Raw genomic sequence first — 24,044 nt, forward strand, 5'->3', positions numbered from 1 at the left:
TTTCATTTTACTGTATAAATGGAAATCGATGAAGGAATATTCTCTATTTAGCGCTTTTAACCAACCCTTAAGCTCGGTTAAAGTAGCAAATATTTTTAACGAAATCAGGAGATAGAATCAAAGAGTTTGAATTCAAGGCAGTTTTATCACCAAAATATAATGTCCCATCACCTAAGACTTTGGTTACATTCATGATGACTTCTCCCATCGTGCGACGATAATTAATCTCAACAATAGGACAAATTTTAGTTTCAGAATTTTCAAGATAGATCATATTATCAAATTGAATTTTATTATTTAAAAGAGCTTCTGGAATATGCTCTTTAATATCATTGATGTATTTCTCAAGATCAAAAGAAATAGGAAGCTCATTGATTTGAATTAGACGCCCTCCTTTAAACTCTCCCTTATCACTAACGAAATTTTCTACAATGAAGTAGTCATTATTTTTAAAGTCGTAAGTAACACCAAATGTTTTTACAACTTTTACATAGCGAGATTGAACACCTGGAAACCCTAGTCTTTCGAAGTCTTTTACAGAATTTAATACCTTGTTTCCTATTCCAGAAAATGTTTGATCTGGTCGGTAAAAAGTTGGAAATGATTCTTCTAAGTCCTCTTTAGATCTTATAATCTTATCAGCTAAAGGCCTATGCCATTTCGCTAAAGCACATTTTGAATTGGTCTCTTTAACCTGTTCAAAGTTTTCTAAATCACCCCACCAGTTAATATAATTTGTAATATTGTCGTCAATATTAGGTATCGTAAAACCAAGATCATGAAGATGACTTAAGTACTTATTTGAGTATTTATTTTGGGAACATAGAGTTACATCAGATCTATTATTTACAAGAAAGAAAATATACTCTAACTCTTTTAAGAACTTTTCATTTTTGAAGTTTTTATTATTTCGACTTAAGGCCGCATCGAAATCGAGGTTTACCCTAAATCTCACTTCCATTCCTTGCGTTTTGTAACGATGAATCCATCTTGATAATTTTTAATCTTCTCAATGAAGTCTTCATCCATGCCAGTACGAACTCTTCCTTCATGATCGAAAATCATACCCTTGGCCCTTGCTGGTGATAGTAAGTCAGGAAGTGAAGAAACATAGAACTCCCAAAGGTCTTTTTCGTTTCTCCAGCGATTTAGCCAATGAATTCCAAATCCCACATGAGAAATCTCATCTTCATAAACTACATTTAAGATTGCAGATGACTTCTTATCTCCAACTCCTGCAAATATATCACGATAGAATTTTGCAAAGTCTAAGTTTGCAGCTTCAAATGTTAATGCCATAACGGCAAAGTATTCTTCAAAGCTTGTTAACTTTTGCATCTGACGCCAAAAAAAGTCATTTACAGGAAGATCGCCAAAGTCTATTCCAAAATCATTCATTCGTTTTCGATAGAGATTGAAGTGCTTGATTTCATCATCAATTGTAGAAAGTATTCCCGTTGCAATACGCTTGTATTGAGACTTATCTTCAATTGGAATATACATTAGAGCAGCCGCCATCATCTCAATCGCCAGTAACTCATGATTAGCAAAGAAGTGAAGTGCCATGGCCTTCTTTTCATCCAAGTGAAAACTTCCTTTCTTTGGGAATTTCACTTGCTCACTAGAAAATTTAATACGGGACTCACGCTCAGGCATGAGATCTTTGATACCATCGGCCGTTTTTTGATAAGATAAATCACTTACTACACTAGTTGCAGTAAGCTTATCCTCTAGAGTTGGTGATTCTAATAATAGCCTTGCGTAATCGTATATATTCATGACTCATCGTTTGGTAACTTTTCTCTTACGACTAACATTCTTACGCTTACCCTGTCCAGAATTTGGTTTGCCTTTAAAGTTTTTACCACCTGGACGACGGCCTTTTCCACCTTGGGCAGGCTTACCTCGGCGATTTCCGCCAGGTCTACGACGAGCGGCCTTCCTCTTCTCAAAACATTCCTCACAAATTGGAAATTTTGAGTCATCAGGAAGCTTGCAACCACATGAAGAACACTTAGCAACAATTTTTTGTGATAAGAGTTCATTTAACTGATCAATAGCAAGTTGCTTATTATTTAAAAGCTCAACTTCTGAATAAACGAAGTTCTTATTATTAAAGTGTCTTGAGAGCCATTGATAAAGCTCGACACACTTAATCGAAGTTTCAAGATAATCAATATCCCCAGAGTCATGCTCAATTGGCTCGGCCGGAATCCCTTCCATATTTACATACTTATGAAGGATCCAATTATAATGTTGAACATGATCACTTAAGCCTAAATTTACTGGAGCACATGCAAACCCGAAGATCTCAGCATCAGTAAGTGTCCCATTAGAGTCAGCATCCTCAACCATCTCGGCCAGCTCGATCATCTCTTTCATATCAACGCACTCAAAAGGCTTTTGGAATGTCATTGTGTTAAAGAGCCTTAAGAACTCAGAGAGCTTTAATTTTGGAAGATTATTATCTATTAAAGCACGGTTGACTTGGTTGAAAATATCTAAGTCAGGACCAACCATACATTTTTCACTCTGCTCCAGTACTGCACTCATGGCCTCTTTAATACTTTCGATTCCATCTTCAACTTTACGAAGACAAGTAACAGCACCTTTTGGAAAACGTTGGTAACGTCCTGCTCGACCACCAATCTGCTTAATCTCACTTACTGAGATATCGTGTTGTTGGCCATCATAGAATTTTGATAGAGTCGTAAAAACAACTCTCTTAATTGGAAGGTTCATCCCCATAGCAATTGCATCAGTTGATACAATGACATCAGTTTCACCCTGATCAAATTTTCTCGCTTGCTCACGACGAACCTCCGGCGAGAGTCGACCGTATACAATTGAAACTTTATAACCGAGACGCTCTAGGTCTCTCTTGTGTCTTAGTGCATTCTTTCTAGAAAATACAATAAGTGCATCATTCTTTTGCATATCTGCAAGAACGATTGGATGAGGTTCAACATAGAGCTCAGTCATTCTTGTATATTCATTTATGATGAGTTCATCACCACATAGATCGACAATATTTCTTACCATCTCAAGAGCTGATGCATCACCACATAGGTGAACTTCATCTGCCATGATATTTACTAAGGCCCTTGTCCATGCCCAACCACGAGATGGATCTGTAATCATTTGGATTTCATCAATTACACAACAGTCAAAGACTTCTTGGAGCCTGGCCATTTCAATCGTTGATGAATAGTGAGTCGAACCTTCTCTTTCAATAACTTCTTCACCAGTTAAAAGAGTTGTAACTGCACCTTTAGAGTTTAAAGTATCGTAGAGTTCAGCTGCAAGAAGTCTTAGTGGTGCAAGATAGCAACCTTTAGGAACACTCGAGAGCTTCTCAATAGCATGATATGTTTTACCAGAGTTTGTAGGTCCCATGTGATAGACAATCTTTCTCTTCATTTGTCTAGCAGCTGAGTGAGTCCAAAACTCCCCTAGGTATTCTTGAAGGATAGTTGAAGATACATCCTTCTTTTTGAGAATAATAATTGATTTAACAAACTTCTTAAATTCACGAATTAGATAGCGCTCATTACGCCAATAATTTGTTGAAAGTGATGAGTAGAATTTATGATACTCATCATCTGTGATCAGATCTGTACTTAATTCATTTTCTTCAAGATACTGATCAAAGAGCATATGCACATTACGTTTATGTAATTTTGCTAATTCTGATGGATAAGAAAATTCAGAACGGTAATATTGTTTGACCTGATTCTCAAGACGATTAAGAGATGATCTCTTAATTGTATTTCTTAATTTATAAAAACTCTTATCAAGTCTTTTTTGTAGATCAAAGACGATATCTGAAACAGTATTGAGTCCGCTATCAATTTCTTCTTTGATTGTTTCTTTCTTAGAATCAATTAACTCAACACAACTTTCGTAAACAGAGTCTCTTAATAAAGCTCTAAAGTCATTTACACATTTAATACACTGACATTTTAACTCACCAATTTTATGTTTAGTTAAGTCAACATCTTCTGCACGAATAAATTTTTGTGTTTCATTGTGCTTATCAACAATTTTCTGCGACCACATCTTGAATGTCTTCTCATGTAGAGAAAGAACATTTTGAGAAAGGCCACCATCTTGTCCAAAAAAGACAGCTTCTTTTTCTGGGATAAGGCAATCATCAATGAAGATTAGATCGAGAATATTTTCTTGCTTTATCAACAAGTTGAAATTAGTGAACTCATTGTTAAAGAAGTAAACCAATGATGGATATTCATCAAAGACTTTCCATAGTGGAGTCAAAAGACTCTCTAGAAAATCGAGAACAATATGAGCATCTTCGCTCGTTCTAACATAACTATCATCTTCAGCGAAATTATTGACTTTGATAATATTTTTACGTTCTGTTTCAATGTTTTCTCTAATGTCAGAGAAGTCAGGTAGCTTATTTATTTCTTGCGAGCTCATGCTTTAAAGATACGTTGCGGGAAGAAATTGTGCAAGTAATCTTAGGTGTTAAATACAAAAAAATACATTATAATCAAAAGGTCATTTGAAAATTAAAATAAATAGGATTCGTTATGAAAACATGGCTCACAGAAACTTTTAATATTAAATATCCAATTATCATGGCCCCGATGTTCCTCGTATCAAGTATAGATATGCTAGTTGAAGCTTCAAAGGCTGGAATTATGGGTTGTATTCCAGCGCTAAACTGGAGAACACCAGAGGAATTTGAAGAGGGTCTAAAAGAGCTAAAAGAAAGATGTGAAGGTCCATTTGGAATTAATATCATTGTAAATCAGTCAAACATCCACATGCACAAGCAAATTGATCTATGTGCAAAATATGCACCCGACTTTATCATCACTTCACTTGGAAACCCAAAGGAAGTAATTGAGAAATGTCATCCTCAAGGTACAAAAGTTATCTGTGATGTTGTTGACCTAAAATATGCAAAGAAAGTTCAAGATCAAGGAGCCGATGCAGTAATCGCTGTAAACTCTGGAGCAGGAGGTCACGCTGGACCAACTCCAGCAAGTATTCTTGTTCCATTACTTAAAAGAAATCTTGATATACCAGTTATTTCAGCAGGTGGTATTGCAACAGGTTCTGGTTTATTTAGTATCATGGCCCTTGGCTGTGAAGGTGTTTCAATTGGTTCACCATTTATCGCGACAAAAGAGTCAATTGTTTCAGATGCGTATAAAGAAGCTGTGGTAAATTACGGCGCCAAGGATATCGTCATGTCTAATAAGATCTCAGGGACTCCTTGTACGGTTATCAACACTCCTTATGTACAAAAAATAGGAACAGAACAAAATATCGTTGAAAAGGCCATGAGCAAGAATAAGAAGCTTAAAAAATATGCAAAGATGCTCACTGGTTATAAGGGAATGAAAGCAGTTGAGAAAGCTGCCTTTGGAGCAACATATAAAACTGTTTGGGTTGCTGGCCCTTCAATCGAATTCATTGAGAAAATTGAAACTGTTCAAGAGATTGTTAAACGACTGATAACTGAATATGAAACAGCAGTTGAAGAGTTCTTAGCAAAAAGATCGTAATTATGTTTAAGCTTCCTAAGGTTTTACGTTATCAAAATTTTAGAAAGCTCTATATTGCAGGCTTAACGTCTGAGCTTGGGTCTTTTGTTTCAGAGACGGCCCTCATGCTCTTAGTCTTTGAACTATCAAGTAATAATAAGGCCTATCTCGGTGCTGCTCGAGCAGTATTTCTCTTATTCCTCACTATCGGAAATCTCATCGGTGGTGTTATTGGAGAGAAGTATAATCGCAAGAAGGTATTACTTTTTACCAATTATATTAGAATTCCGATTATCTTCACCATTCTCTTTGTGGAAAGTCCTGAAGTTGTCATTTTATGTGATGGACTCATTGCTCTTTTTACAGGGATGTATAATCCAACACGCCAGGCAATGGTAAATGATATAGTTCCTCAAAAGGATATGAATAAGGCAAACGCATTATTTGGTTCGGCCTTTGCAGTACTCCATATGATTGGGCCTTTTCTAGGTGCCACAATGTTTACTGCCTTTGGTGGTATTAAAGAAGTCGTTGCCTTAGATTTTCTAACATATATCGTGGGTATCTTCTTTATTATGTCACTAACCTATAATCCTCCTAAACATGAAGAAGATAGTGAGAAGTTCATCTCCGAAATAAAGAATGGAATTAAATACGCCAAGACTCAAAAACCTTTATCGGCGATTCTATCCAACGTTGTCATCGAGGGGCTCGTTCTTGGGTTTATGTTTCCATTAATACTTCCTTATATGACTGAAGTTCTAGGTGCTACAAAACAAGACTACGGTATTGGATTAGCGCTTTTTGGACTTGGCGGGCTTTTTGGAGGCTGGGCAAGCTCCACTATTCTTAAAGATCAATCTGTTGGTAAAATTATAATAACAGCGCTTTATATTGAACCAATACTAATGGCAGTTTGGCTACTGTCAGCTTCCTATTTTGCAACTTTGATTATCTTCTTTATATGGGGACTTGTTGTCTTTATACGAATAACAAATCAACTAAATTATGTCTCAAATAAAGTAGAAACTAAGTACCTAGCACGTAGTTTTGCCTTGCTCGACTTAGGCTTCGTCGTTCCAAATATACTTGGTGGGATCATTCTTACGTTTATTGGAAATAGTTTTAAAACAGAAGAAATACTCTATATCGTATGTATCGCATTTTGCACCTTGATTTTTCCAAGGATGCTATTTTCCGATATGAAAGCATTATTTAATATTAATAACGAAACTGTCGAAAGGGATACATCAATCCAAGACAGTATATAAAACGTTATTAGAAGGTATCAATATGACAACAATTTGGTTAAGAGATGAAGATAAAGAGTTTGAAAAAAGAACTCCTCTAACACCAGAAAATGCAAAGAAGCTTTTGGACGCAGGTTACAAAGTTATTGTAGAAAAATCTAATGACCGTATCTTTCCTATCCAAGAGTATGAGAAATTAGGTTGTGAAATTAAAGAAAGTCATGCCTGGATTGAAGAAGCTACAGTCTCGGATGATGTCTTTATTTTAGGACTAAAAGAATTAAAAGAAACCGACACATTTCCACTTAAACATAATCACATTTACTTTGCCCATATCTATAAAGGACAAAATGGAGCCGAAAAGGTTTTCCATCGCTACAGTGAAGGTCAAGGAACACTCTTTGATCTTGAATTCTTGTTAAATGAAGATAAACGCAGAGTAGCAGCATTTGGTTACTGGGCAGGATATGTTGGGGCGGCTTTGAGTGTAGAGAACTTCTTCTCAGAGTCTCCAGCTCCTCTGCGACATTACTCTTCAAAAGATGAATGGCTAAAAGTTATAAATGAAAAGAGACAAGGAAAAAGAAACCCTTGTACCTTTATCATTGGCGCTTTAGGGCGTTGCGGAAGTGGTGCAAGAGAGTTACTTGATGATCTTGAACTTGAATCAGTTAATTGGGATGTGGATGAAACAAAGAAAGGTGGCCCTTTTGAAGAAATCATTAATGCCGACATCTTTATCAATACAGTTCTTATGACGACTAAGATTCCTCCATTTCTTGATAAATCACTTATGGAGAGAAACCAGAAGCTCTCTTATATCTGTGATGTAAGTTGTGATCCAAATAGTGACTTAAACCCTATTCCTATTTATGACGTGCATACAACATGGGATAAACCTTTACATAGAATCGAAAGTTCTATCGATCATGAATGCAATATTATCGCCATTGATAATCTTCCTTCGGCCCTACCAAAAGAGAGCTCGATTGATTACTCGAATCAATTGATTCCTCACCTTTTAGAGCTTAAGAATGCGAAGAATTACTTTACGTGGTCGCATGCTAAAGAGATTTTTGAAACGAAGAAGTCTGCTAATAAGTAAGCATGTTGCTAACTTTAGCAAAGCTAAAGTGTCGCTTTTCCTTTGCGATAACTTTCCCATTGCTCCTGAGACAACGAAGCCGGGCTTGAACCCGGCTTGTTGAAATAATTTTTTAGCTAAAGACTGGGGAGCTAGCGCCGCAAACAATAGACTGGCCTTTATGGTCACGATGACCGGTATGTCAGCGAGAGGCAGGAGCCGAAGCTGACGAGGGCGGCCAATTTTGCGGGGCACTAAATTAGACCACCACGTCTAAGTAGTGCATCAACCTCTGGCTCACGGCCACGGAATCTCTTATAAAGATCCATTGGGTGTTCTGAGCCACCTTTTTCAAGGATATTCTCTCTAAAACGATCAGCAATTGTCGTATTAAAGATCCCTTCCTCTAGGAAAAGTTCAAATGCATCAGCATCAAGAACTTCTGCCCACTTATATGAGTAGTATCCAGCAGAATATCCACCAGCAAAGATATGTCCAAATGCTGTAGAAGTCATTGTTCCTGGAATCTTTGGAAGAAGTTGAACATCCTTAGTTGCTAGAGTTTCAAATTCTTCTACATTTGTAATATTTGAAGGATCACCTGAATGCCATGCCATATCAAGAAGCCCAAGGCTTAGTTGGCGAATCGTGTGACGTCCTTCACCAAAGTTTGAACTATCTTTTAGCTTTTGAACTAATTCTTCTGGGATTAGCTCTCCTGTTTCATAGTGCTTAGCAAATAGATCAAGACATTCTTTTTCAAATGCCCAGTTTTCCATTATTTGAGAAGGAAGTTCAACGAAGTCCCAGAATACATTTGGACCAGAAAGCATACGGTACTGACATTTTGTTAGAATACCATGAAGTGCGTGTCCAAATTCGTGGAATAGAGTCGTCACTTCATTAAAAGTTAGAAGTGAAGGCTTTGTTGTCGTTGGCTTTGTAAAGTTACAAACGTTAGCAATATGTGGACGAATATCCTCACCATTTTGAACATATTGTTCTCTAAATGCAGTCATCCATGCTCCACCACGCTTTGAAGAACGTGGGAAGTAGTCACCGTAGAATAATGAAATAAAGTTACCATCGCGATCTGTAATTTCATAAGTCATTACATCATCGTGATACTTTGGAACATTACTAACTTCTTTAAAGTTTAGTCCGTATAATTTTGTTGCAACTTCAAATACTCCATTAAGAACATTTTCTAATTTGAAGTATGGCTTAAGCATTTCATCATCAATGCTATACTTTTCTTTCTTCAACTTCTCATAGTAGTACATATAGTCCCATGATGCGAAGTCTTCGATACCATCTTTTTCTTTTGCATATGCTTTTACTTCATCCATATGCTCAAGTGCAGCTGGCATGGCTTTGTCTTTTAATTGGTTTAAAAGATCAAAAACATTCTTTGCACTCATTGCCATGCGCTCTTCTAAAATATAGTCCGCGTGGCTCTTATAACCAAGAATTCCAGCTCTTTCATGTCTAAGCATAGCGATTCTCTTAACGATTTCTTGGTTATCAAGTTCATCACCCTTAGCACACTTTGTCCCAGAAGCGATTGTCATCTGCTTTCTTAGCTCACGATTTTGGGCATAAGTAATGAATGGCCCAAAGCTTGGATAATCAAGAGTGAAAACCCACTTACCATCATGACCTTTTTCAGTAGCTGTCATTGCAGCAGCTTCAATAAGTCCTTCAGGAAGTCCAGCAAGGTCTTCTTGATTATCAATTACCATTTCAAAACGATTCGTTTCTTTTAAAAGATGATCCGAGAACTCAAGACCTAACTTAGAAAGTTCTTCATCAATCTTTCTTACCTTATTCTTATCATCTTCATTTAAAAGAGCACCGTTTCTTACAAAGCCTTTGTAGATTTTGTTAAGAAGTGTTGTTTGCTCAGCATTTAAATCTTCATTCTCTTTGTTATCAAAAACAACTTTAACCTTTGCAAATAAGTCAGCATCAAGGTTAACGTCATTTCCATGTGCAGTTAAAAGAGGAGAGAACTCTTTTGCAATCTCATTCATCTCATCATTTGTATTTGCAGATTTTAGGTTAAAGAAGATCATTGAAATATCTTCAATAGCACTTCCAGAAGTTGCATATGGCTCAATAATATTGGCAAATGTTAGCTCTCCATCAAAGTTTTTAATGGCCTCGATTTCTTCTTTGTGCATCTTAATGGCTTCTTTAATGGCCGGCATATAGTGCTCATTTTTGATCTTATCAAATGGTCTTGCGCCATATGGATTCGTAAATTTCTCTAATAATGGATTAGACATATAGACTCCTAAATATAGTTTATGAATATTTTTACGCTGAACGAAATTTATAGGCCATAAATGAGGCCAGAGATATCCAGAGTAACACTGATATTAGTAGCATATTCTGAGTGAAAGCTAAACTTGTAAAGACTAATAATAATGCTGAAATCCCCATTTTTGACGCACGGTACACAATCATATCAACAATATACTTGGCCCCATACTTTTGTTTCTGCGTTAAAGGGAAATAGAGCATCTCCTTTGCTGCAGAGAATATAGAATAGTCGAGCCCTTTAAAACCAACAAAGAGGATTGCCGTTCCTAGAAGACCTAAGAATTGACCGCGATCCAATATAATTAAGACAAGGAAAACCACTGGAACCAAAATATGTACCACTGGAATTTTTAAATACTTAAAAGCAATTGGAATAACTAAGAGTTGAACAACAAGAGAGAGAATATTAATGGAAGAATATATATTTCCAAGATATGCACCTTTTGCATCAGCACTCTCAAAAACCTCTAGGCCGAGATTAAACTTAAAGTTAGCAAGATTAATAACGAATTGAGATAAAATAATTAATCCACAAATCGAAAAGACGTAAGCCTTCTTTCCTTCTAGAGAAGTTATTGGAGACTTATCTTTTGCTTCAAGAAACTGCTTTTGAGTAAAACTAAAAATTAAAATCACGAGTGCCAAAACAAATAAACCTGCACTTGCCGCATAAAAAACACCGACGTTCTTCATAAGACTAGTGGTTAATAGACCACCAAAGACACCACCAATAGAACCTAAAGCGCCAAGAGGGCCATAGACAAGTTTTGCTGTTTTAATATTGATTACAGAGTTTAAATAACCCAATGACAAATGAACAACGAGAATAATATAAACTTCTTTCCATACTGCAAAGACACCACTACCAAATGCTACTCCATTAAATGAAGCAATAAGGGCCCCGCCCATTAAGGCAATCGACGTTGCAACAATTGTATTAAAGATTGCACCAATCGAATAAAGTGTCTGTAAGATATTGATGATGCTAACACTAATTCCTAAGAACATTACAGAGCTTAACCAGATCCATGGAGTGCTTTTTGCACCATAGCTATCAATAAATAATGCCGTAGCACTTGAGCGAATCATAGGATAGGAGAAGAAAGCTAAAAATAGAGTTAGTGTTACGACAGAAATATTTTTTCGCTCAGAAACACTTAATGAAAGAAATCCGTGATGAATTTCTTTAACAGCAGTAATAAGACTTTTCATTATTCAATCACCATTAAAGAGAACTTCTTACCCTCTAAAGACGAAAGAGTCGAAAGATCAAACCACTTACCTGTCTCTAATTTGATATTTAAAAGGTCCTTACGAGTGTTTTTACTAATGAGATCTAATGAATATGATCCCGCTTTTTTATGACAGATCATAGACAGCTGAGTGCCACTTAGATCTAAATCAAATTCATCTCCATTCATTGAGATTAATTCTGAAATAGATTCAGAAACTTTATCTTCGATAGTTGTTTCTTCTTTTAATTTAAACTTACAAAATTCAGAATTAAAAATAGGTATCGTATTAACTTCAATATCAGAGCGAAAATGAGATTTTATAATTTTAGAAATAAAGATTTGACGAGTGGGTTTAACTTTTACATCTAAACAATGAGACTTTGGAAGAATCTTTATGGACTCACCCTCAATTAGATATTCTTTAATTTTTAAACGAGTTGCGTGAATAGAAGGACCTTTCTTAAAACAAAACTCCATTGCATTAACTGATAATGCAATGAAAGCTATTGTAAATATTTTAAGAATCTTGGTCGTCCTCTTGTAAGTAAGTATCACCCTTCTGCCCTTCCATGAACTCTTCAGCAGACTTAAAGTCACAAAGACTTAAAGTTGTTTTAAAATTAAAACCTTTAGGTAGTTTACCATCTTTTGCTAAATCGTCACATGAGCAAGAAAGTGTCTTCATGAAGTCGAAGAATTTCGTACTAGTTTCCTCGCTTAAAAGATGCTCAATCATACATGAATCTTTTTCAGCAATATCTTCAGAAACACCTACAAAATCTTTTAGGAAATAGTAAAGAAGAGTTCTTGATGTAAGAGTACGATGAACTTCATCATGACCCTTATCTGTCAGAAGAAGAAACTTTGTATCGTCTTCTTCTTTAACAAGTTCTCTTTTCTTAAGATTATTTAAAGCTGTTGATACAGAACCTTTTGTCAGTCCTAAATCTTTGGCGATATCAGTTACGCGAGCATAACCTTTTTCTTCCTTCAATTTATGGATGGCCAACAGGTAGTGGACCATTGAATGTGACAGTTCTGCTTCACGTGGTTTTTTATCTTTCGTATCTAAATTGGCCATGATATTTCTCACAAATTAGGTTATAGCTATAATCTAGCAATTTCAGGTATTTTTGGCAAATACCACAGCGCAATGTGCCCAAATTTTGGTGCATTGAAATTCCCCTTTATTTAGAGCAATAATCCCCATAACCCACTGTAATTACATTAATATACTGACGGCACATATTACAGTCCTCCCTTGCAATGCCTCAGCGTGTTAAAATTAAAAGGAATCTAAATTATTGAGGGAAATCAATGTTAAAGATAAATAAACTCATCATTCTAGCTATTTGGGCCACTATGAATATAGATGCCTTGGCCCAGTCAGCAGGATATACAGCTCCGACTCAAGAAGATGTGAGAACGGGAAATCTTACAGATCAAGATAAGATGAAGATGGAAAACTTCACTCATGCTGGTTATCAGAAGCGTGAGGCGGAGGAAGCGTGGGCAGAAGAATGTGGTACCGATGCTTATTGTGACAATATTAAAAATGGTGGAGATGCCACTGAAGGTGAGAAATTCTTAGGGATGTCCCCACAACTATTTAAGGCCGTTGCTCAAGCCTACTCAATGATTATGCCGGCAGTTTCACAAGCTGGTGGTGGCGGAAGTTTTGGAAAAATAGATGAGGCGACTAAAAAAGATGTTAAAAGTAAATGGAGTGAACGAGGATTTACAAGAAAAGAAGATGGAACTTATGAAGCTGTTGAAAACCCTTCAGAAGCTCAGCAAGAAAAGTTAAGTGAATGGCAAGATAAAGAAGGTAACAAAGGAAAGGACCCTCTAGAGGAAGCGAAAAAAGAGGAAGCTGATGCTCCTGAAGAGCAAGACTCTGATTACTGTCAATACATCCCAATGGGAACAGAGATTATCGCCCGCGCAACTCAAAAGCGAAGCGATGAATTTGCATTAGCATCTCAGCCTGATATTGAAAATGCACAAAGTGCGGCCCTTTTTAAACAAGCGCGATCACACCGTGACCGCCAAAAGTCAGTCGATATTCAAAGAAAAGGGTGGGGAGCAACAACTGTCTGCTATATTGCTTGGATGGCTTCAACTGGTAGTACGTCAGCTTTTACAAGCCCAACAAATCTTTTAAAGGTTGGAGCTGCAGCACTCATGACAAAATACTATATGTGGGAATATGGAATGCATGGTGATGCTGCAGACAAGCTAAACTCAGTTGGTAAGAAATTAAGTGGAAAAGGAAAATGTAATCCTGTTTCAGATAGAGACTGTTACTGTAGTCAGCCAGAAACACAAAATGATGTAACTTACTGTTACCCACAAATCGCTCAACGTAAGGCCCAAAACGGAAACTACCAAGTATCTTGTGTTGATAATAATGTAAAAGAAGATGTTGGTTGTAGTTGTCGCCAAACTAATACATGTCTTGATACGAGAATCTCAGCAAAGATCAATGATATGTACATTCCAGGGGGACTTGGATCAAGCCTTGATAACTTCTATAAAATGACAAATGGAGTTTCAAAACCTGAAGGAGCCTCTGACTCGTACCGCGCAACTGCAGGTAAGATCTTTGCAATGGCCAATGATAAAGTAAGAGATGCACTTGATAAGGTTGAACTTCCAAGTTCATATGAAAAGAAGAATGAAGAAGTTGCCAATGCCCTAAGAGACTTTGGACTAAATGGTACGGTTGCAAATGCAATGTCAGCTGCACCAGAGACGAAAGAAAGCAAGAAAGCAGAACAAACACTCAGAAAGCGTTATGGAAGCGGCCTAAAGTATAAAGGAAAGTATGCTAGTTATAAGAAAAAAGATAACGGACTTTATTTTAAAGGTGGAAATGGGCTTAACAAGAAAAAGAAATCAGATAAAAAGGTTGTAAACCCTTATGCTCACCTTCTAAAGAAAAAGAAGAAGAAAAACGCAAGAGCAACTGCTGATATTTTAGACTATTCAATAAAGGCACAAAAAAACGCTGGTATCACAAAAGATAAATCGAGAAATATCTTTGAGATTATTTCAAGACGATATCGATATTCAGCAACAAAGAAATTAGGAATTCAATAAAGAAATATTTAATTAAAGGAATTTTCATGGAAGAAAATTACAAGTTACCAATTCTCATTTTTGATGATGAATGCCCTCTTTGCATTCGCTTTAAAGACTCTCTAGCAAGGCTAGAAGGTGCTAAGAAGATCTCTTTCATCCCAGTAAATGATAAAAAAGTGTATCAACAATTCAAAGAACTTGGACTAAATGAAGAGGAATGCCAAAATGTTGTTCACTACATCACTTCAGATAAAAAGGTTCTAAAAGGTGAAGATGTAATTGCTCACCTAGTGAAACTCTATCCTCTTGTACACAAGTTTAGCTGGCTAATAGAAAGTGACATGGGAAAGAAAGCAACAGACTACTTTCACAAAACAACTAATGCCTATCGCAAAATGATAAAGAGAAAATGTCCTAATTGTATGAAGCACGCATAATCTAGCGAACAAGACTTTTACGAGAAAACATTCCACGATTATACGGCTCTAAAGTTAGGGCCGTTAATACCCAAGTTAAACAAAACTCTGCAAATTGAACCTTATTATCACTTGGTATAAACAGAGTAATAATAAGAAGGATTAAGAAGATTATGATATGAGTTGCCTTTGGCACAGGAAGTGCAAAAGCGTCGATTACGTTCTTAAACTTATCAACCTTTAAATAAAAAACTGGAACAGCAAATAAATAGAAGAAAAGAACTCCTCTAAGAAAGAGGTTCCAAGACTCATGACTAACACCGCGGGCAATTAACCAATTTTGAAAGTTTGTTTCTAATAAAACACTATTAGCATCTCTAAACATCTCAGGTGAGTGCCAACCAAATAAACGTTGTCCCCAACTGACCTCTTCTAATGCACAGATTACATAGAAGATCCCTAAAACAATGAGCATCGTAAGAAACTTTTTATCTCGAAAATTTGTAAGAACTTTACGGCGGTAGAAGTAACCGAATGAGATTAGACAAAGGCCAGCAAAGGTAAACCACTCAAGTAGGCCATTATGTGTACTAAGCACATTATCGAAATAAGCTAAATCTGTTCTTGAAATATAGAGACTATAAATTCCAATTACAAAAATAACGAAAAACGAGATATATTCTGTCCATTTAATTTTAAACATATCTTTAATTTTCACCGAGGTCTGAAAACATGTCAATGCGGGTTTTATGCCTGCCACCTTCAAACTCAGTGGCCAGCCAAATCTTAGTCATGGCAATAATCTCTTCACTATTTGAAATACGCCCACCAAAGCAGATAACATTAGAGTTATTATGCTCGCGAGACAATCTTGCATCATCCTCAGTATGGCATAGAGCTGCTCGAATTCCCTTGAACTTATTAGCAACCATACTCACACCAATCCCCGATCCGCACAGAAGAACTCCACGCCCTTCTTTTTGAACGGCCTTAGCAAGTGCAATAGCATATTCAGGATAGTGACAAGATTCAGTAGAATGAGTACCAAGATCCTCAACATCATAGCCTTCACTTATTAAGAATTTCTTAACAGATTCTTTCTGCTCAAATGCACCGTGATCTGTTGCTAGGAATATTTTCTTACTCATGACTTTACCTCAAATAAGAAAGCCTCCTTTCGGAGGCTTTTATAAATTAATAGCGCGTATTGGCTAGTAACGATAATGTTCAGGTTTGTATGGACCTTCAACTGGTACGCTGATGTATTCAGCTTGTTGAGGAGAAAGTTCATCGATTTCAACATTGATTCTCTCAAGGTGAAGACGAGCAACTTTTTCATCAAGGTGCTTAGGTAGCATATAAACATTGTTCTCATACTTACCAGCATTTTCCCAAAGTTCCATTTGAGCAATTACTTGGTTACAGAATGAGTTCGACATAACAAATGAAGGGTGCCCTGTTGCACAACCAAGGTTAACTAGACGACCTTGAGCAAGAAGGATGATTCTCTTACCATCTTTTGCTGTATATAGATCAACTTGTGGCTTGATATTATCTTCTTCATAATTGTTATGTAGGTGCTTAATATCGATTTCATTATCAAAGTGACCGATGTTACAAACAATTGCACCATCTCTCATCTTATCTAAGTGAGAAGCGTTAATTACGTGGTAGTTACCTGTAGTTGTAACGAAGATATCACCTTCAAGAGCTGCTTTATCCATCTTCATTACTTCGAAACCTTCCATTGCTGCTTGAAGAGCACAAATTGGATCGATTTCAGTAACGATAACTCTTGCTCCAAGACCTTTGAAAGACTGAGCAGAACCTTTACCAACATCACCGTAACCAACAACAACACAAGTCTTACCAGCGATCATTACATCTGTTGCACGCTTGATACCGTCTACTAGAGACTCTCTACATCCGTAAAGGTTATCAAATTTAGACTTTGTAACAGAGTCATTGATATTGATTGCTGGCATCTTAAGAGTTCCAGCTTTTACTCTTTCATATAGTCTATGAACACCAGTCGTTGTTTCTTCAGAAAGACCTTTGATTCCATCGATTAATTCTGGGAATTTGTCGTGAACCATATTTGTAAGGTCACCACCGTCATCAAGGATCATGTTAAGAGCTGATCCATCTGCCCACTTAAGAGTTTGCTCGATACACCAGTCAAATTCCTCTTCGTTCATACCTTTCCAAGCAAAAACAGGAATTCCAGCAGCAGCGATGGCCGCAGCAGCTTGATCTTGAGTTGAATAAATATTACAAGATGACCATCTTACTTCAGCACCTAGCTCAACTAGAGTCTCAATAAGAACAGCTGTTTGAATTGTCATGTGAAGACAACCAGCGATTTTTGCACCTTTAAGTGGCTTTGAAGCACCAAACTCTTTACGTAGAGACATTAGTCCCGGCATTTCAGTTTCAGCAATTTTAATTTCTTTTCTTCCCCAATCTGCTAGGGAAATGTCAGCTACTTTGTAGTCTGTAAAGCTCATGAATTCCTCACTTGTATGATTAACTAAATTATAAAAATATTTATGATGGAAACTATATCAGTAAGTTCTTCAAGTTTGAAGTCTATACGGCTCAATAATCACCTTTTTATGGGTATTTTTAGACGAAGAATGAACGATATTTTACTAACTTAGGTTATTTTCTTTGACACACGCCAAAATAAAGCATAAATCCAGCCTATGAATAATCAAAGAAATAGCAATAAAGTCATTAATGACAAGAGTTTTTATTTTGCTTCTTGCCCTCGTGGTTGTGAGCAATACCTCGTCAATGAGCTTCGTGCCAATGGTATTGAAGGAAAGGCCGGCCGTGGTGGTGCAGCTTTCAAGGCCAGAAATAAGGCCACTGTAGAATATATTTTAAATGCCCGTATTGCTTCTCGTGTTTTTAAAGAAGTTGGGTATTTCTATATCCGTGATGAAAAGCAGATTTATAAAAGAGCTGGGGAACTTCCATGGGAAGACTACATCACACCAGAGCAGACTTTTAAAATCAATACTCTTTTAGATGGTGAAAGTAAGGAGCTGTTTAAGAGTTCAATCTTCCTATCACAAACTCTAAAAGACTCTCTCGTTGATTATATGAGAGATAAATTTGGCAAGCGTCCAAATGTTGAAACAACAACGCCGACAGTAACTTTCCTACAACGAGTTGAAAAAGTTAAAGAAGGTTGTAAAGTAATCGTTTACGCTGACATGGTTGGTGAGTCTCTTGATAAAAGAGGTTATCGTGAATCAGGCCACCGTGCACCTTTACGTGAAAACCTAGCGGCTTCACTTATTGCGGAAACAAAGTGGGATTGCCAAGGACCTTTCTATGACCCAATGGCAGGTTCTGGAACGATTCTTATTGAATCGATAATTTATTTTCTAAAGTTATCACCAGCATTTTTTAGACTTAAGAAGAACACGACTCCATATTCATTTACTAATCATCCATGGTTTCAAGATTCAAATCTTGTGGATTGGTACTTTGATAAAGTTCATGAAGTAATGACAGACTCACAAGAGAAGATTGATTCTATCCCAAGTGATAAATTCTTTTATAATGATGCAGATGTTGAGAACTTCAAGCTTGCAAGAGCTCACTTACTCGATTGCTTCGGCCGTGTAGACTTTGTTAATTTCAATTGTGAAGAATTTTCTAAAGCGTCTGTACCTGCAGGTTTTGAAAGAGGTATTGTTCTATTCAACCCTCCATATGGAGAGAGAATTCAAGCAATTGGTTTTGAAGATATCAACGATTTCTACTATGAGATTGGTGAGACATTAAAGAATAATTTTAAAGGATCAACTGCATATATTCTTACTGCCCATGGGCCACTAAGAAAGAATATTCGCCTAAAAACTTCTAAGAAGACAGAGTTTTTAAATGGCGACATAGAATGCCGCCTTTTAAAATATGAATTAATGTAATCTTAACTTTCTAAGAATTCCGTTAGATTCATAGCAAGCTTAGGTAAAGCGTATTTAAGAAGCGAGTTCTTATTTGCAACTTTATCCTTGTGCTTTGCCGACTTTGAAAAGAAGTATGTTCCGATATCTGAATCTTTAAGAAACATTGTATGTCCCTTTCCTGCAAACTTTCTTAATACAAAGTCTGAATCAAGTAAGCAGATATCGCGGATCATAAAGTTACGTGCCATATAGATGATAATGACCTGATCTGAAAGATCACAAAATGACTTCCTAACCTTCACACCTTTAGGTGAAGTTTGATCTCCCCAGTGTACAACGACTTCAACTCGTTTATTATCAGTCGTATAAAAATCGAATCCTCTTTGAGAAGTTGACTTCTTTTGCATCAAACCAAAGATACACTTTGCATACCATTCACCTAACTGAACAGGTAGCTTCTTACCGTTAAAAATAATATGCTCATCTCTTAAAATGTCATAAACCTTATTAACGGTTTCAATTGCATCAAAGATTCTCTTATTATCTGGAAGATGGATAATCATGACCTGCTTGGCCTGAGTTCTCTTAAGCTTACGAGAGAATTGATTCTCATACCATTGAGTAAACTCTTTATCACCAACGAGATCAAGGGAGTCATAAATATATCCCTTGCTCAATAACTCTGACTCATTAAACTCTTCTACTTTTTTTTCCATGAAGCTTAAGGGTGCGTATTCCCCTTTCTTCTTCATGACATAAATATTGTCTTTATAGTAGTTGCTACTACCATGAGTTGATTCATTAAAGAGATCAACTCCTTTAATCATACTTTCCATTACTCACACCCGTGTTTTTAATACTTCAAAATTAAACATTGATTGAAGTTAGATCTTCTTCAAAATTTAAAACACTATGAGCAAGACCAATATTGCGTGTTAGCTGATACTGGCAGAATACTTTAAAGTCATCAATTTTTGATTGATAATACTTTTTCTCTTCTTCACTAGAAGCGTTTTTCAATTCATTTTGAGCAATACAAGCATGCTCAAGTAAAAGCCAAGAAACAACAAGGTTTCCACAATAAGTTAGGAAGTCAGTTGCATATGCCATAACACCATTTTGGTTCTTTTCGGCCATAAGCTTTCCAAACTTCTTAACAACTTCTTCACTCATCTCCATTGATTTTCCAATCATTGAAATTTCATGAGGAAATGACTTTGCTTCTTCTTTATTCATTGTTGCTTGAATCTTTTTTCCTACATTAAAGAATGTCTCACCTTTATCCATAAGGATCTTTCTCATAACAAAGTCAATTGCTTGAATTCCGTTAGTTCCCTCATAGATTGTTGCAATCTTTGTATCACGCATGAATTGTTCAATACCGTATTCAGTACAATAACCGTAACCACCGTGAACTTGTACACCTTCACTTGCGATATTGACACCTTCATCTGTACAGTACCCTTTACAGATTGGAGTAAAGAGAGCAATTTCTTTTTCTGCAACCTCATCTCCTTTCTCTGCCTTATCAAATAGATTGGCAGTATAAAGAGTAAGAGCTCTTAGCCCTCTTGCCGTCGATCTCATCTTAAGTAGCATTCTCTTAACATCTGGCATATTAATAATTTCAGTACCAAATTGTGAACGCTCTCTTGCATATTGCTCAGATAGTTCATAACAAAGGTTTGACTGCGCTTCACCTTGAAGTCCACAAAGTAGTCTTGCTTCATTCATCATGATGAACATATTTTTCATACCATCAAATTCTTCACCAATAAGCTCACCAACACATTCTCCGTCTTGGCCAAAAGTAAGCTCACAAGTTGCCTGAGCATGAATTCCCATTTTATGTTCGATCTTCGTGCATTTAACATTATTTGATTCTCCTGAATCAACGTTAAATCTTGGAACGATAAATAGAGAAAGTCCCTTTGTTCCCTCAGGTGCTCCAGGAGTTCTTGCAAGAACGAGGTGAATATTATTCTCGTAAAGATCACTCTCACCAGAAGAGATAAAAATCTTTACGCCATTGATTGCATATTTTCCATTATCAAGTGGCTTTGCCGTTGTCTTTGCATTCCCAACATCAGACCCTGCTCCTGGCTCAGTCAGACACATTGTCCCACCCCATTCACCAGTCATCATCTTCGTTACAAAAAGATCTTTTTGTTCCTGAGATCCAACTTTTAGAATTACATTCATCGCACCTTGAGATAGTCCGTAATACATTGACCAAGCAACGTTTGAACCAATTGCCATTGAAGTACATGCTACTTTTAAAGCATGTGGAGCTGGCATCCCACCAACTTCTTCAGGATAGCCAAGTGCATACCAACCATTTTCATAGAAGTTCTTATTAACTTTGTGAAACATTTCTGGAACGATAACATTACCGTCCACATGCTTTACCCCAATCTCATCACTTTCTTGACGAGTTGGATAGATTTCGTTTTCTACAAATTTATCAAATTGGATGAGGATATCCTTTAATTCGGCCTCACCATAGCCGAGTTCACCGGCCTGTTCTTGAATTTTGCACGTTTTAAATAGATTGAAATTTACATCCATTAAGTCTGTACGATACTTTGCCATATAATAGTCCTTTTTTAATACTAAAACACTATTATTATAAATGATGTTCAGGTTACATGCACGTAAAGACAAATTTAGCCGGCGTAAATTAGGTTTAATTTAATAAAAAAGCGCGGATATTGCCGCGCTTTTTTGTCAGGTATATATTTGGGGGATTTAAATCTTAGTAAGGAGTAGCATTAACAGTTGTTGCTTCTCTTGAAACAGGTTGTCTAATAAGGGCCTGATTCATATCAATTAAATTAGCAGCGCCGTTAATCTTAATTACCCAGCGACGAGAACTGATTCTCTTAACATACTCACAATCGGATTGTGAGCCATATCCTAAAGAATAGAACTGAGAGCAGTTCATATTATCTGAATATCTATAATAGCGTCCGTAAGGATCAACTTTATATAAATTACCATTTGCATTGGCAGACATTACATATGATGCAAGATTATTTGCAAGAGATGATAATGAACTTCCAAAGTGGGCATCTTCTGAGTATGTGTATTGAGTACCATAGTAATTTACATTACGATTAATAACTCCATTTGCACCTAACTCTCTAAAACCAATGTCTTGGTTGTTATAACTTGATGAAGATGACGAATATGTACAAATTGTTCCATACCATTTTTCTTCACAATCTTGAGAACCATAGCTTGAGTTAGACTTTTGGAAAGCATAAAGGCCTTGAGGCGAGCTTTGACCAAAGTTATTATTGGCGATTGCATTTGCTAGTTGCTGTGCTGTTACAAGACTAGATGCAAGGCCATTAGTTGTACCATTGTTTACATTTACATTGTAATTGAAGCCACTACCATTTAGGCCTCCTCCGCCGTCAGATCCACATCCGACTAGTGAAGCAAGAACAATGACTGATAGAATCGAGTTCTTTAAGTTAAGTTTCATAATATTCTCCGTGTTTGTGTGTGTTTTAAACAATTTGCCTATATATATACAAGTTGCGTGCCAAGTTTTAAGATGAGATTACAAGTAATTAGAAAGCACCATGTGTATAAAAAGTGAACACATTGGGGTATTTTGTATAAACTTTAAGTAGTTATAAAATGTGTTTTGTACAAACACTTTGCTAGGATCGTGATTATGTCGATAAAAAATATAAGTAAAAAGGCCCTCTTAGTTATCCTTGATGGTTTCGGAATTAGTGAAAACACTGAAAAGAATGCTATTAGAGACGCAAAAACACCAACGATTGATAAGTTGTTTAAGACTTATCCATATACAAATATTCAAGCAGGAGGAGTACTTGTTGGACTCCCTAAAGGTGTTGTTGGTAATTCTGAAGTTGGGCATATGAACCTAGGAGCAGGTCGTGCTATTAGGCAAGACTTGGTTCGTATTAATGAGTCGATAAAGAAGGGCAACCTTTGTAGTCAATATCAACTTCAAAAGCTTATTGATACAGCAAAGAAGAATAATAATCGCATCCACCTTTTAGGACTTCTTTCTGATGGTGGCATTCACTCACATATAGAACACACTAAAGAGATCATTAAATGTCTTAAAGAAAGTGGTATTGAAGTCTTCGTCCATGCTTTTATGGATGGAAGGGATACTCCTCCGGCCTGTGGTGATATGTACTTAAAAGATATCGTTGGATATGAAGGCAGCCACTTTGCTTCAATGCAAGGGCGCTCAATTGGAATGGACCGTGATCGCAGATGGGAAAAGATTAAAAAGTCTTACGATATGTATTTAGGTAACGGGGACATTACAGATCTTTCTCCTATGGAATATCTTAATAGCGAATATGAAGCTGGAAGAACTGACGAGTTTATTGCACCAGCATTATTTAATAAAGACTATGCTATTAAAGAAGGTGATTGTGTCTTCTTTACAAACTTTAGACCAGACCGTGCAATCCAGCTAACTCTAGCTTTCAATTATCCAGAGTTCAGTGAATTTGAAAGGCCTTTCTTTCCTGCAATGTTTCTTTGCATGACTCCTTATATCCCTGATGAAATGGATTTACCGGTTCTCTTTGATAAAGAGAAACTTAAAGGAACAATGACAGAGTACTTAAGTGACCAAGGCCTAAAACAATTAAAAATAGCCGAAACAGAGAAGTATGCTCACGTAACTTTCTTTTTTAATGGTGGTGAAAAAGAGCCTTTTGCAGGAGAAGACCATCTTCTTATTCCATCACCAAAAGAAGTTTCAACATATGATGAAAAGCCACAAATGAGTGCTCCAGAAGTTACTGAAAAACTCTTAGCAAAAGTATCAAAATATGACTTTTCTGTTGTTAACTTTGCAAACTCAGATATGGTCGGCCATACAGGAAATTATGAAGCTGCTGTACAAGCGATAGAGACTCTTGATGAGTGTCTCGCAAAACTTTATAAGAAGTGTGAAGAGGAAGGGATAACAATGATTATCACAGCTGATCATGGAAATAGTGATCAAATGGTTCATAAAGATGGAACTCCTCACACAGCTCACACTGGAGCTCTTGTTCCATTTTGTGTCGTTAACGAAAAATTAAAAGATAAAGCTTTTACAATTGCACCGGGTGAACATTCATTAATGGATGTATCTCCTACTTGTCTCTATATTATGGGACTTCATCAAGCACCTAGCTTTACTGGACATCATATCTTTGAATAGGA

General features: G+C 36.6%; 20 protein-coding genes. 7 read left to right on the plus strand and 13 right to left on the minus strand.

Features of this window, described 5'->3' with window-relative positions; all coding sequences use genetic code 11:
* Positions 1-67 precede the first annotated feature (67 nt).
* Genes BALOs_RS13250 through BALOs_RS13260 form a run of 3 tightly spaced genes read right to left on the minus strand, consistent with a single transcriptional unit; the run spans position 68 to position 4,440 of the window.
* Entirely contained in the window at positions 68-955 is an 888-nt protein-coding gene (locus BALOs_RS13250) for a hypothetical protein (RefSeq protein ID WP_120405442.1), read from the minus strand.
* On the minus strand, positions 952-1,779 hold the full coding sequence (locus BALOs_RS13255) for a DUF455 family protein (protein ID WP_114705682.1): 828 nt from the start codon (positions 1,777-1,779) through the stop codon (positions 952-954). The genes BALOs_RS13250 and BALOs_RS13255 overlap by 4 nt, the downstream gene beginning before the upstream one ends.
* A gap of 3 nt (positions 1,780-1,782) precedes the next feature.
* Positions 1,783-4,440 carry a helicase-related protein gene (locus tag BALOs_RS13260; RefSeq protein ID WP_120405443.1) on the minus strand — a complete coding sequence of 886 codons (2,658 nt, stop codon included), beginning with the start codon at positions 4,438-4,440 and terminating at the stop codon, positions 1,783-1,785.
* Positions 4,441-4,553: 113 nt separating this feature from the next.
* Between BALOs_RS13260 and BALOs_RS13265 the strand changes: the two genes are divergently transcribed.
* From BALOs_RS13265 to BALOs_RS13275, 3 genes are read left to right on the plus strand one after another with little or no spacing between them, the layout of a single operon-like run.
* Entirely contained in the window at positions 4,554-5,537 is a 984-nt protein-coding gene (locus tag BALOs_RS13265; RefSeq protein ID WP_114705684.1) for a nitronate monooxygenase family protein, read from the plus strand.
* A gap of 2 nt (positions 5,538-5,539) precedes the next feature.
* Positions 5,540-6,787 (plus strand): MFS transporter, encoded by a 1,248-nt coding sequence (locus BALOs_RS13270; protein WP_114705685.1) that lies wholly within the window; start codon positions 5,540-5,542, stop codon positions 6,785-6,787.
* A 22-nt stretch (positions 6,788-6,809) separates the two neighbouring features.
* The gene (locus BALOs_RS13275; RefSeq protein ID WP_120405444.1) at positions 6,810-7,871 is read left to right on the plus strand and encodes a saccharopine dehydrogenase; all 1,062 of its coding nucleotides are present in this window, start codon (positions 6,810-6,812) and stop codon (positions 7,869-7,871) included.
* Between the two features lie 233 nt (positions 7,872-8,104).
* Here BALOs_RS13275 and BALOs_RS13280 read toward each other — a convergent pair whose 3' ends face one another.
* From BALOs_RS13280 to BALOs_RS13295, 4 genes are read right to left on the minus strand one after another with little or no spacing between them, the layout of a single operon-like run.
* Positions 8,105-10,138 carry a M3 family metallopeptidase gene (locus BALOs_RS13280; RefSeq protein WP_114705687.1) on the minus strand — a complete coding sequence of 678 codons (2,034 nt, stop codon included), beginning with the start codon at positions 10,136-10,138 and terminating at the stop codon, positions 8,105-8,107.
* 31 nt (positions 10,139-10,169) lie between these two features.
* Positions 10,170-11,387, minus strand: coding sequence for a hypothetical protein (locus BALOs_RS13285; protein ID WP_120405445.1), 1,218 nt, complete (start codon positions 11,385-11,387; stop codon positions 10,170-10,172).
* A complete protein-coding gene (locus BALOs_RS13290) occupies positions 11,387-11,965 on the minus strand; it encodes a hypothetical protein (RefSeq protein ID WP_120405446.1) in 579 nt (192 codons plus the stop codon). The genes BALOs_RS13285 and BALOs_RS13290 overlap by 1 nt, the downstream gene beginning before the upstream one ends.
* Complete coding sequence (locus tag BALOs_RS13295) at positions 11,928-12,491, minus strand: metal-dependent transcriptional regulator (RefSeq protein ID WP_114705690.1); 564 nt, start codon at positions 12,489-12,491, stop codon at positions 11,928-11,930. The genes BALOs_RS13290 and BALOs_RS13295 overlap by 38 nt, the downstream gene beginning before the upstream one ends.
* 236 nt (positions 12,492-12,727) lie before the next feature.
* Here BALOs_RS13295 and BALOs_RS13300 point away from each other — a divergent pair, with 236 nt between their 5' ends.
* Positions 12,728-14,512 carry a hypothetical protein gene (locus BALOs_RS13300; RefSeq protein WP_120405447.1) on the plus strand — a complete coding sequence of 595 codons (1,785 nt, stop codon included), beginning with the start codon at positions 12,728-12,730 and terminating at the stop codon, positions 14,510-14,512.
* 26 nt (positions 14,513-14,538) lie between these two features.
* Positions 14,539-14,931, plus strand: coding sequence for a thiol-disulfide oxidoreductase DCC family protein (locus BALOs_RS13305; protein WP_120405448.1), 393 nt, complete (start codon positions 14,539-14,541; stop codon positions 14,929-14,931).
* Position 14,932: 1 nt separating this feature from the next.
* Here the strand turns inward: BALOs_RS13305 and BALOs_RS13310 are convergent, their stop codons facing one another.
* The 3 genes from BALOs_RS13310 to ahcY form a co-directional block, all read right to left on the minus strand.
* The gene (locus tag BALOs_RS13310; RefSeq protein ID WP_162929693.1) at positions 14,933-15,613 is read right to left on the minus strand and encodes a hypothetical protein; all 681 of its coding nucleotides are present in this window, start codon (positions 15,611-15,613) and stop codon (positions 14,933-14,935) included.
* Between the two features lie 4 nt (positions 15,614-15,617).
* The gene (gene rpiB, locus BALOs_RS13315; protein WP_114705694.1) at positions 15,618-16,058 is read right to left on the minus strand and encodes a ribose 5-phosphate isomerase B; all 441 of its coding nucleotides are present in this window, start codon (positions 16,056-16,058) and stop codon (positions 15,618-15,620) included.
* Between the two features lie 63 nt (positions 16,059-16,121).
* Positions 16,122-17,417 (minus strand): adenosylhomocysteinase, encoded by a 1,296-nt coding sequence (gene ahcY, locus BALOs_RS13320; protein ID WP_114705695.1) that lies wholly within the window; start codon positions 17,415-17,417, stop codon positions 16,122-16,124.
* Between the two features lie 198 nt (positions 17,418-17,615).
* Between ahcY and BALOs_RS13325 the strand changes: the two genes are divergently transcribed.
* Positions 17,616-18,851 carry a class I SAM-dependent RNA methyltransferase gene (locus tag BALOs_RS13325; RefSeq protein WP_120405450.1) on the plus strand — a complete coding sequence of 412 codons (1,236 nt, stop codon included), beginning with the start codon at positions 17,616-17,618 and terminating at the stop codon, positions 18,849-18,851.
* Between the two features lie 2 nt (positions 18,852-18,853).
* Here the strand turns inward: BALOs_RS13325 and BALOs_RS13330 are convergent, their stop codons facing one another.
* The 3 genes from BALOs_RS13330 to BALOs_RS13340 form a co-directional block, all read right to left on the minus strand.
* Complete coding sequence (locus BALOs_RS13330) at positions 18,854-19,669, minus strand: hypothetical protein (RefSeq protein ID WP_114705697.1); 816 nt, start codon at positions 19,667-19,669, stop codon at positions 18,854-18,856.
* A gap of 31 nt (positions 19,670-19,700) precedes the next feature.
* The gene (locus BALOs_RS13335) at positions 19,701-21,425 is read right to left on the minus strand and encodes an acyl-CoA dehydrogenase (RefSeq protein WP_120405452.1); all 1,725 of its coding nucleotides are present in this window, start codon (positions 21,423-21,425) and stop codon (positions 19,701-19,703) included.
* 163 nt (positions 21,426-21,588) lie between these two features.
* The gene (locus BALOs_RS13340; protein WP_120405453.1) at positions 21,589-22,323 is read right to left on the minus strand and encodes a hypothetical protein; all 735 of its coding nucleotides are present in this window, start codon (positions 22,321-22,323) and stop codon (positions 21,589-21,591) included.
* 195 nt (positions 22,324-22,518) lie between these two features.
* Here BALOs_RS13340 and gpmI point away from each other — a divergent pair, with 195 nt between their 5' ends.
* Entirely contained in the window at positions 22,519-24,042 is a 1,524-nt protein-coding gene (gpmI, locus tag BALOs_RS13345; protein WP_114705700.1) for a 2,3-bisphosphoglycerate-independent phosphoglycerate mutase, read from the plus strand.
* Positions 24,043-24,044: the final 2 nt, after the last annotated feature.

The organism is Halobacteriovorax sp. BALOs_7 (assembly GCF_003612895.1).
GTDB classification, from domain to species: domain Bacteria; phylum Bdellovibrionota; class Bacteriovoracia; order Bacteriovoracales; family Bacteriovoracaceae; genus Halobacteriovorax_A; species Halobacteriovorax_A vibrionivorans.

Bases quoted from the DNA above. Each gene is read 5' to 3' on its own strand.
- BALOs_RS13255 (WP_114705682.1), bottom strand. From the start codon at position 1,779: ATGAATATATACGATTACGCAAGGCTATTATTAGAATCACCAACTCTA.
- BALOs_RS13260 (WP_120405443.1), bottom strand. From the start codon at position 4,440: ATGAGCTCGCAAGAAATAAATAAGCTACCTGACTTCTCTGACATTAGA.
- BALOs_RS13265 (WP_114705684.1), top strand. From the start codon at position 4,554: ATGAAAACATGGCTCACAGAAACTTTTAATATTAAATATCCAATTATC.
- BALOs_RS13270 (WP_114705685.1), top strand. From the start codon at position 5,540: ATGTTTAAGCTTCCTAAGGTTTTACGTTATCAAAATTTTAGAAAGCTC.
- BALOs_RS13275 (WP_120405444.1), top strand. From the start codon at position 6,810: ATGACAACAATTTGGTTAAGAGATGAAGATAAAGAGTTTGAAAAAAGA.
- BALOs_RS13280 (WP_114705687.1), bottom strand. From the start codon at position 10,138: ATGTCTAATCCATTATTAGAGAAATTTACGAATCCATATGGCGCAAGA.
- BALOs_RS13285 (WP_120405445.1), bottom strand. From the start codon at position 11,387: ATGAAAAGTCTTATTACTGCTGTTAAAGAAATTCATCACGGATTTCTT.
- BALOs_RS13295 (WP_114705690.1), bottom strand. From the start codon at position 12,491: ATGGCCAATTTAGATACGAAAGATAAAAAACCACGTGAAGCAGAACTG.
- BALOs_RS13300 (WP_120405447.1), top strand. From the start codon at position 12,728: ATGTTAAAGATAAATAAACTCATCATTCTAGCTATTTGGGCCACTATG.
- BALOs_RS13305 (WP_120405448.1), top strand. From the start codon at position 14,539: ATGGAAGAAAATTACAAGTTACCAATTCTCATTTTTGATGATGAATGC.
- BALOs_RS13310 (WP_162929693.1), bottom strand. From the start codon at position 15,613: ATGTTTAAAATTAAATGGACAGAATATATCTCGTTTTTCGTTATTTTT.
- rpiB (WP_114705694.1), bottom strand. From the start codon at position 16,058: ATGAGTAAGAAAATATTCCTAGCAACAGATCACGGTGCATTTGAGCAG.
- ahcY (WP_114705695.1), bottom strand. From the start codon at position 17,417: ATGAGCTTTACAGACTACAAAGTAGCTGACATTTCCCTAGCAGATTGG.
- BALOs_RS13325 (WP_120405450.1), top strand. From the start codon at position 17,616: ATGAATAATCAAAGAAATAGCAATAAAGTCATTAATGACAAGAGTTTT.
- BALOs_RS13330 (WP_114705697.1), bottom strand. From the start codon at position 19,669: ATGGAAAGTATGATTAAAGGAGTTGATCTCTTTAATGAATCAACTCAT.
- BALOs_RS13335 (WP_120405452.1), bottom strand. From the start codon at position 21,425: ATGGCAAAGTATCGTACAGACTTAATGGATGTAAATTTCAATCTATTT.
- BALOs_RS13340 (WP_120405453.1), bottom strand. From the start codon at position 22,323: ATGAAACTTAACTTAAAGAACTCGATTCTATCAGTCATTGTTCTTGCT.
- gpmI (WP_114705700.1), top strand. From the start codon at position 22,519: ATGTCGATAAAAAATATAAGTAAAAAGGCCCTCTTAGTTATCCTTGAT.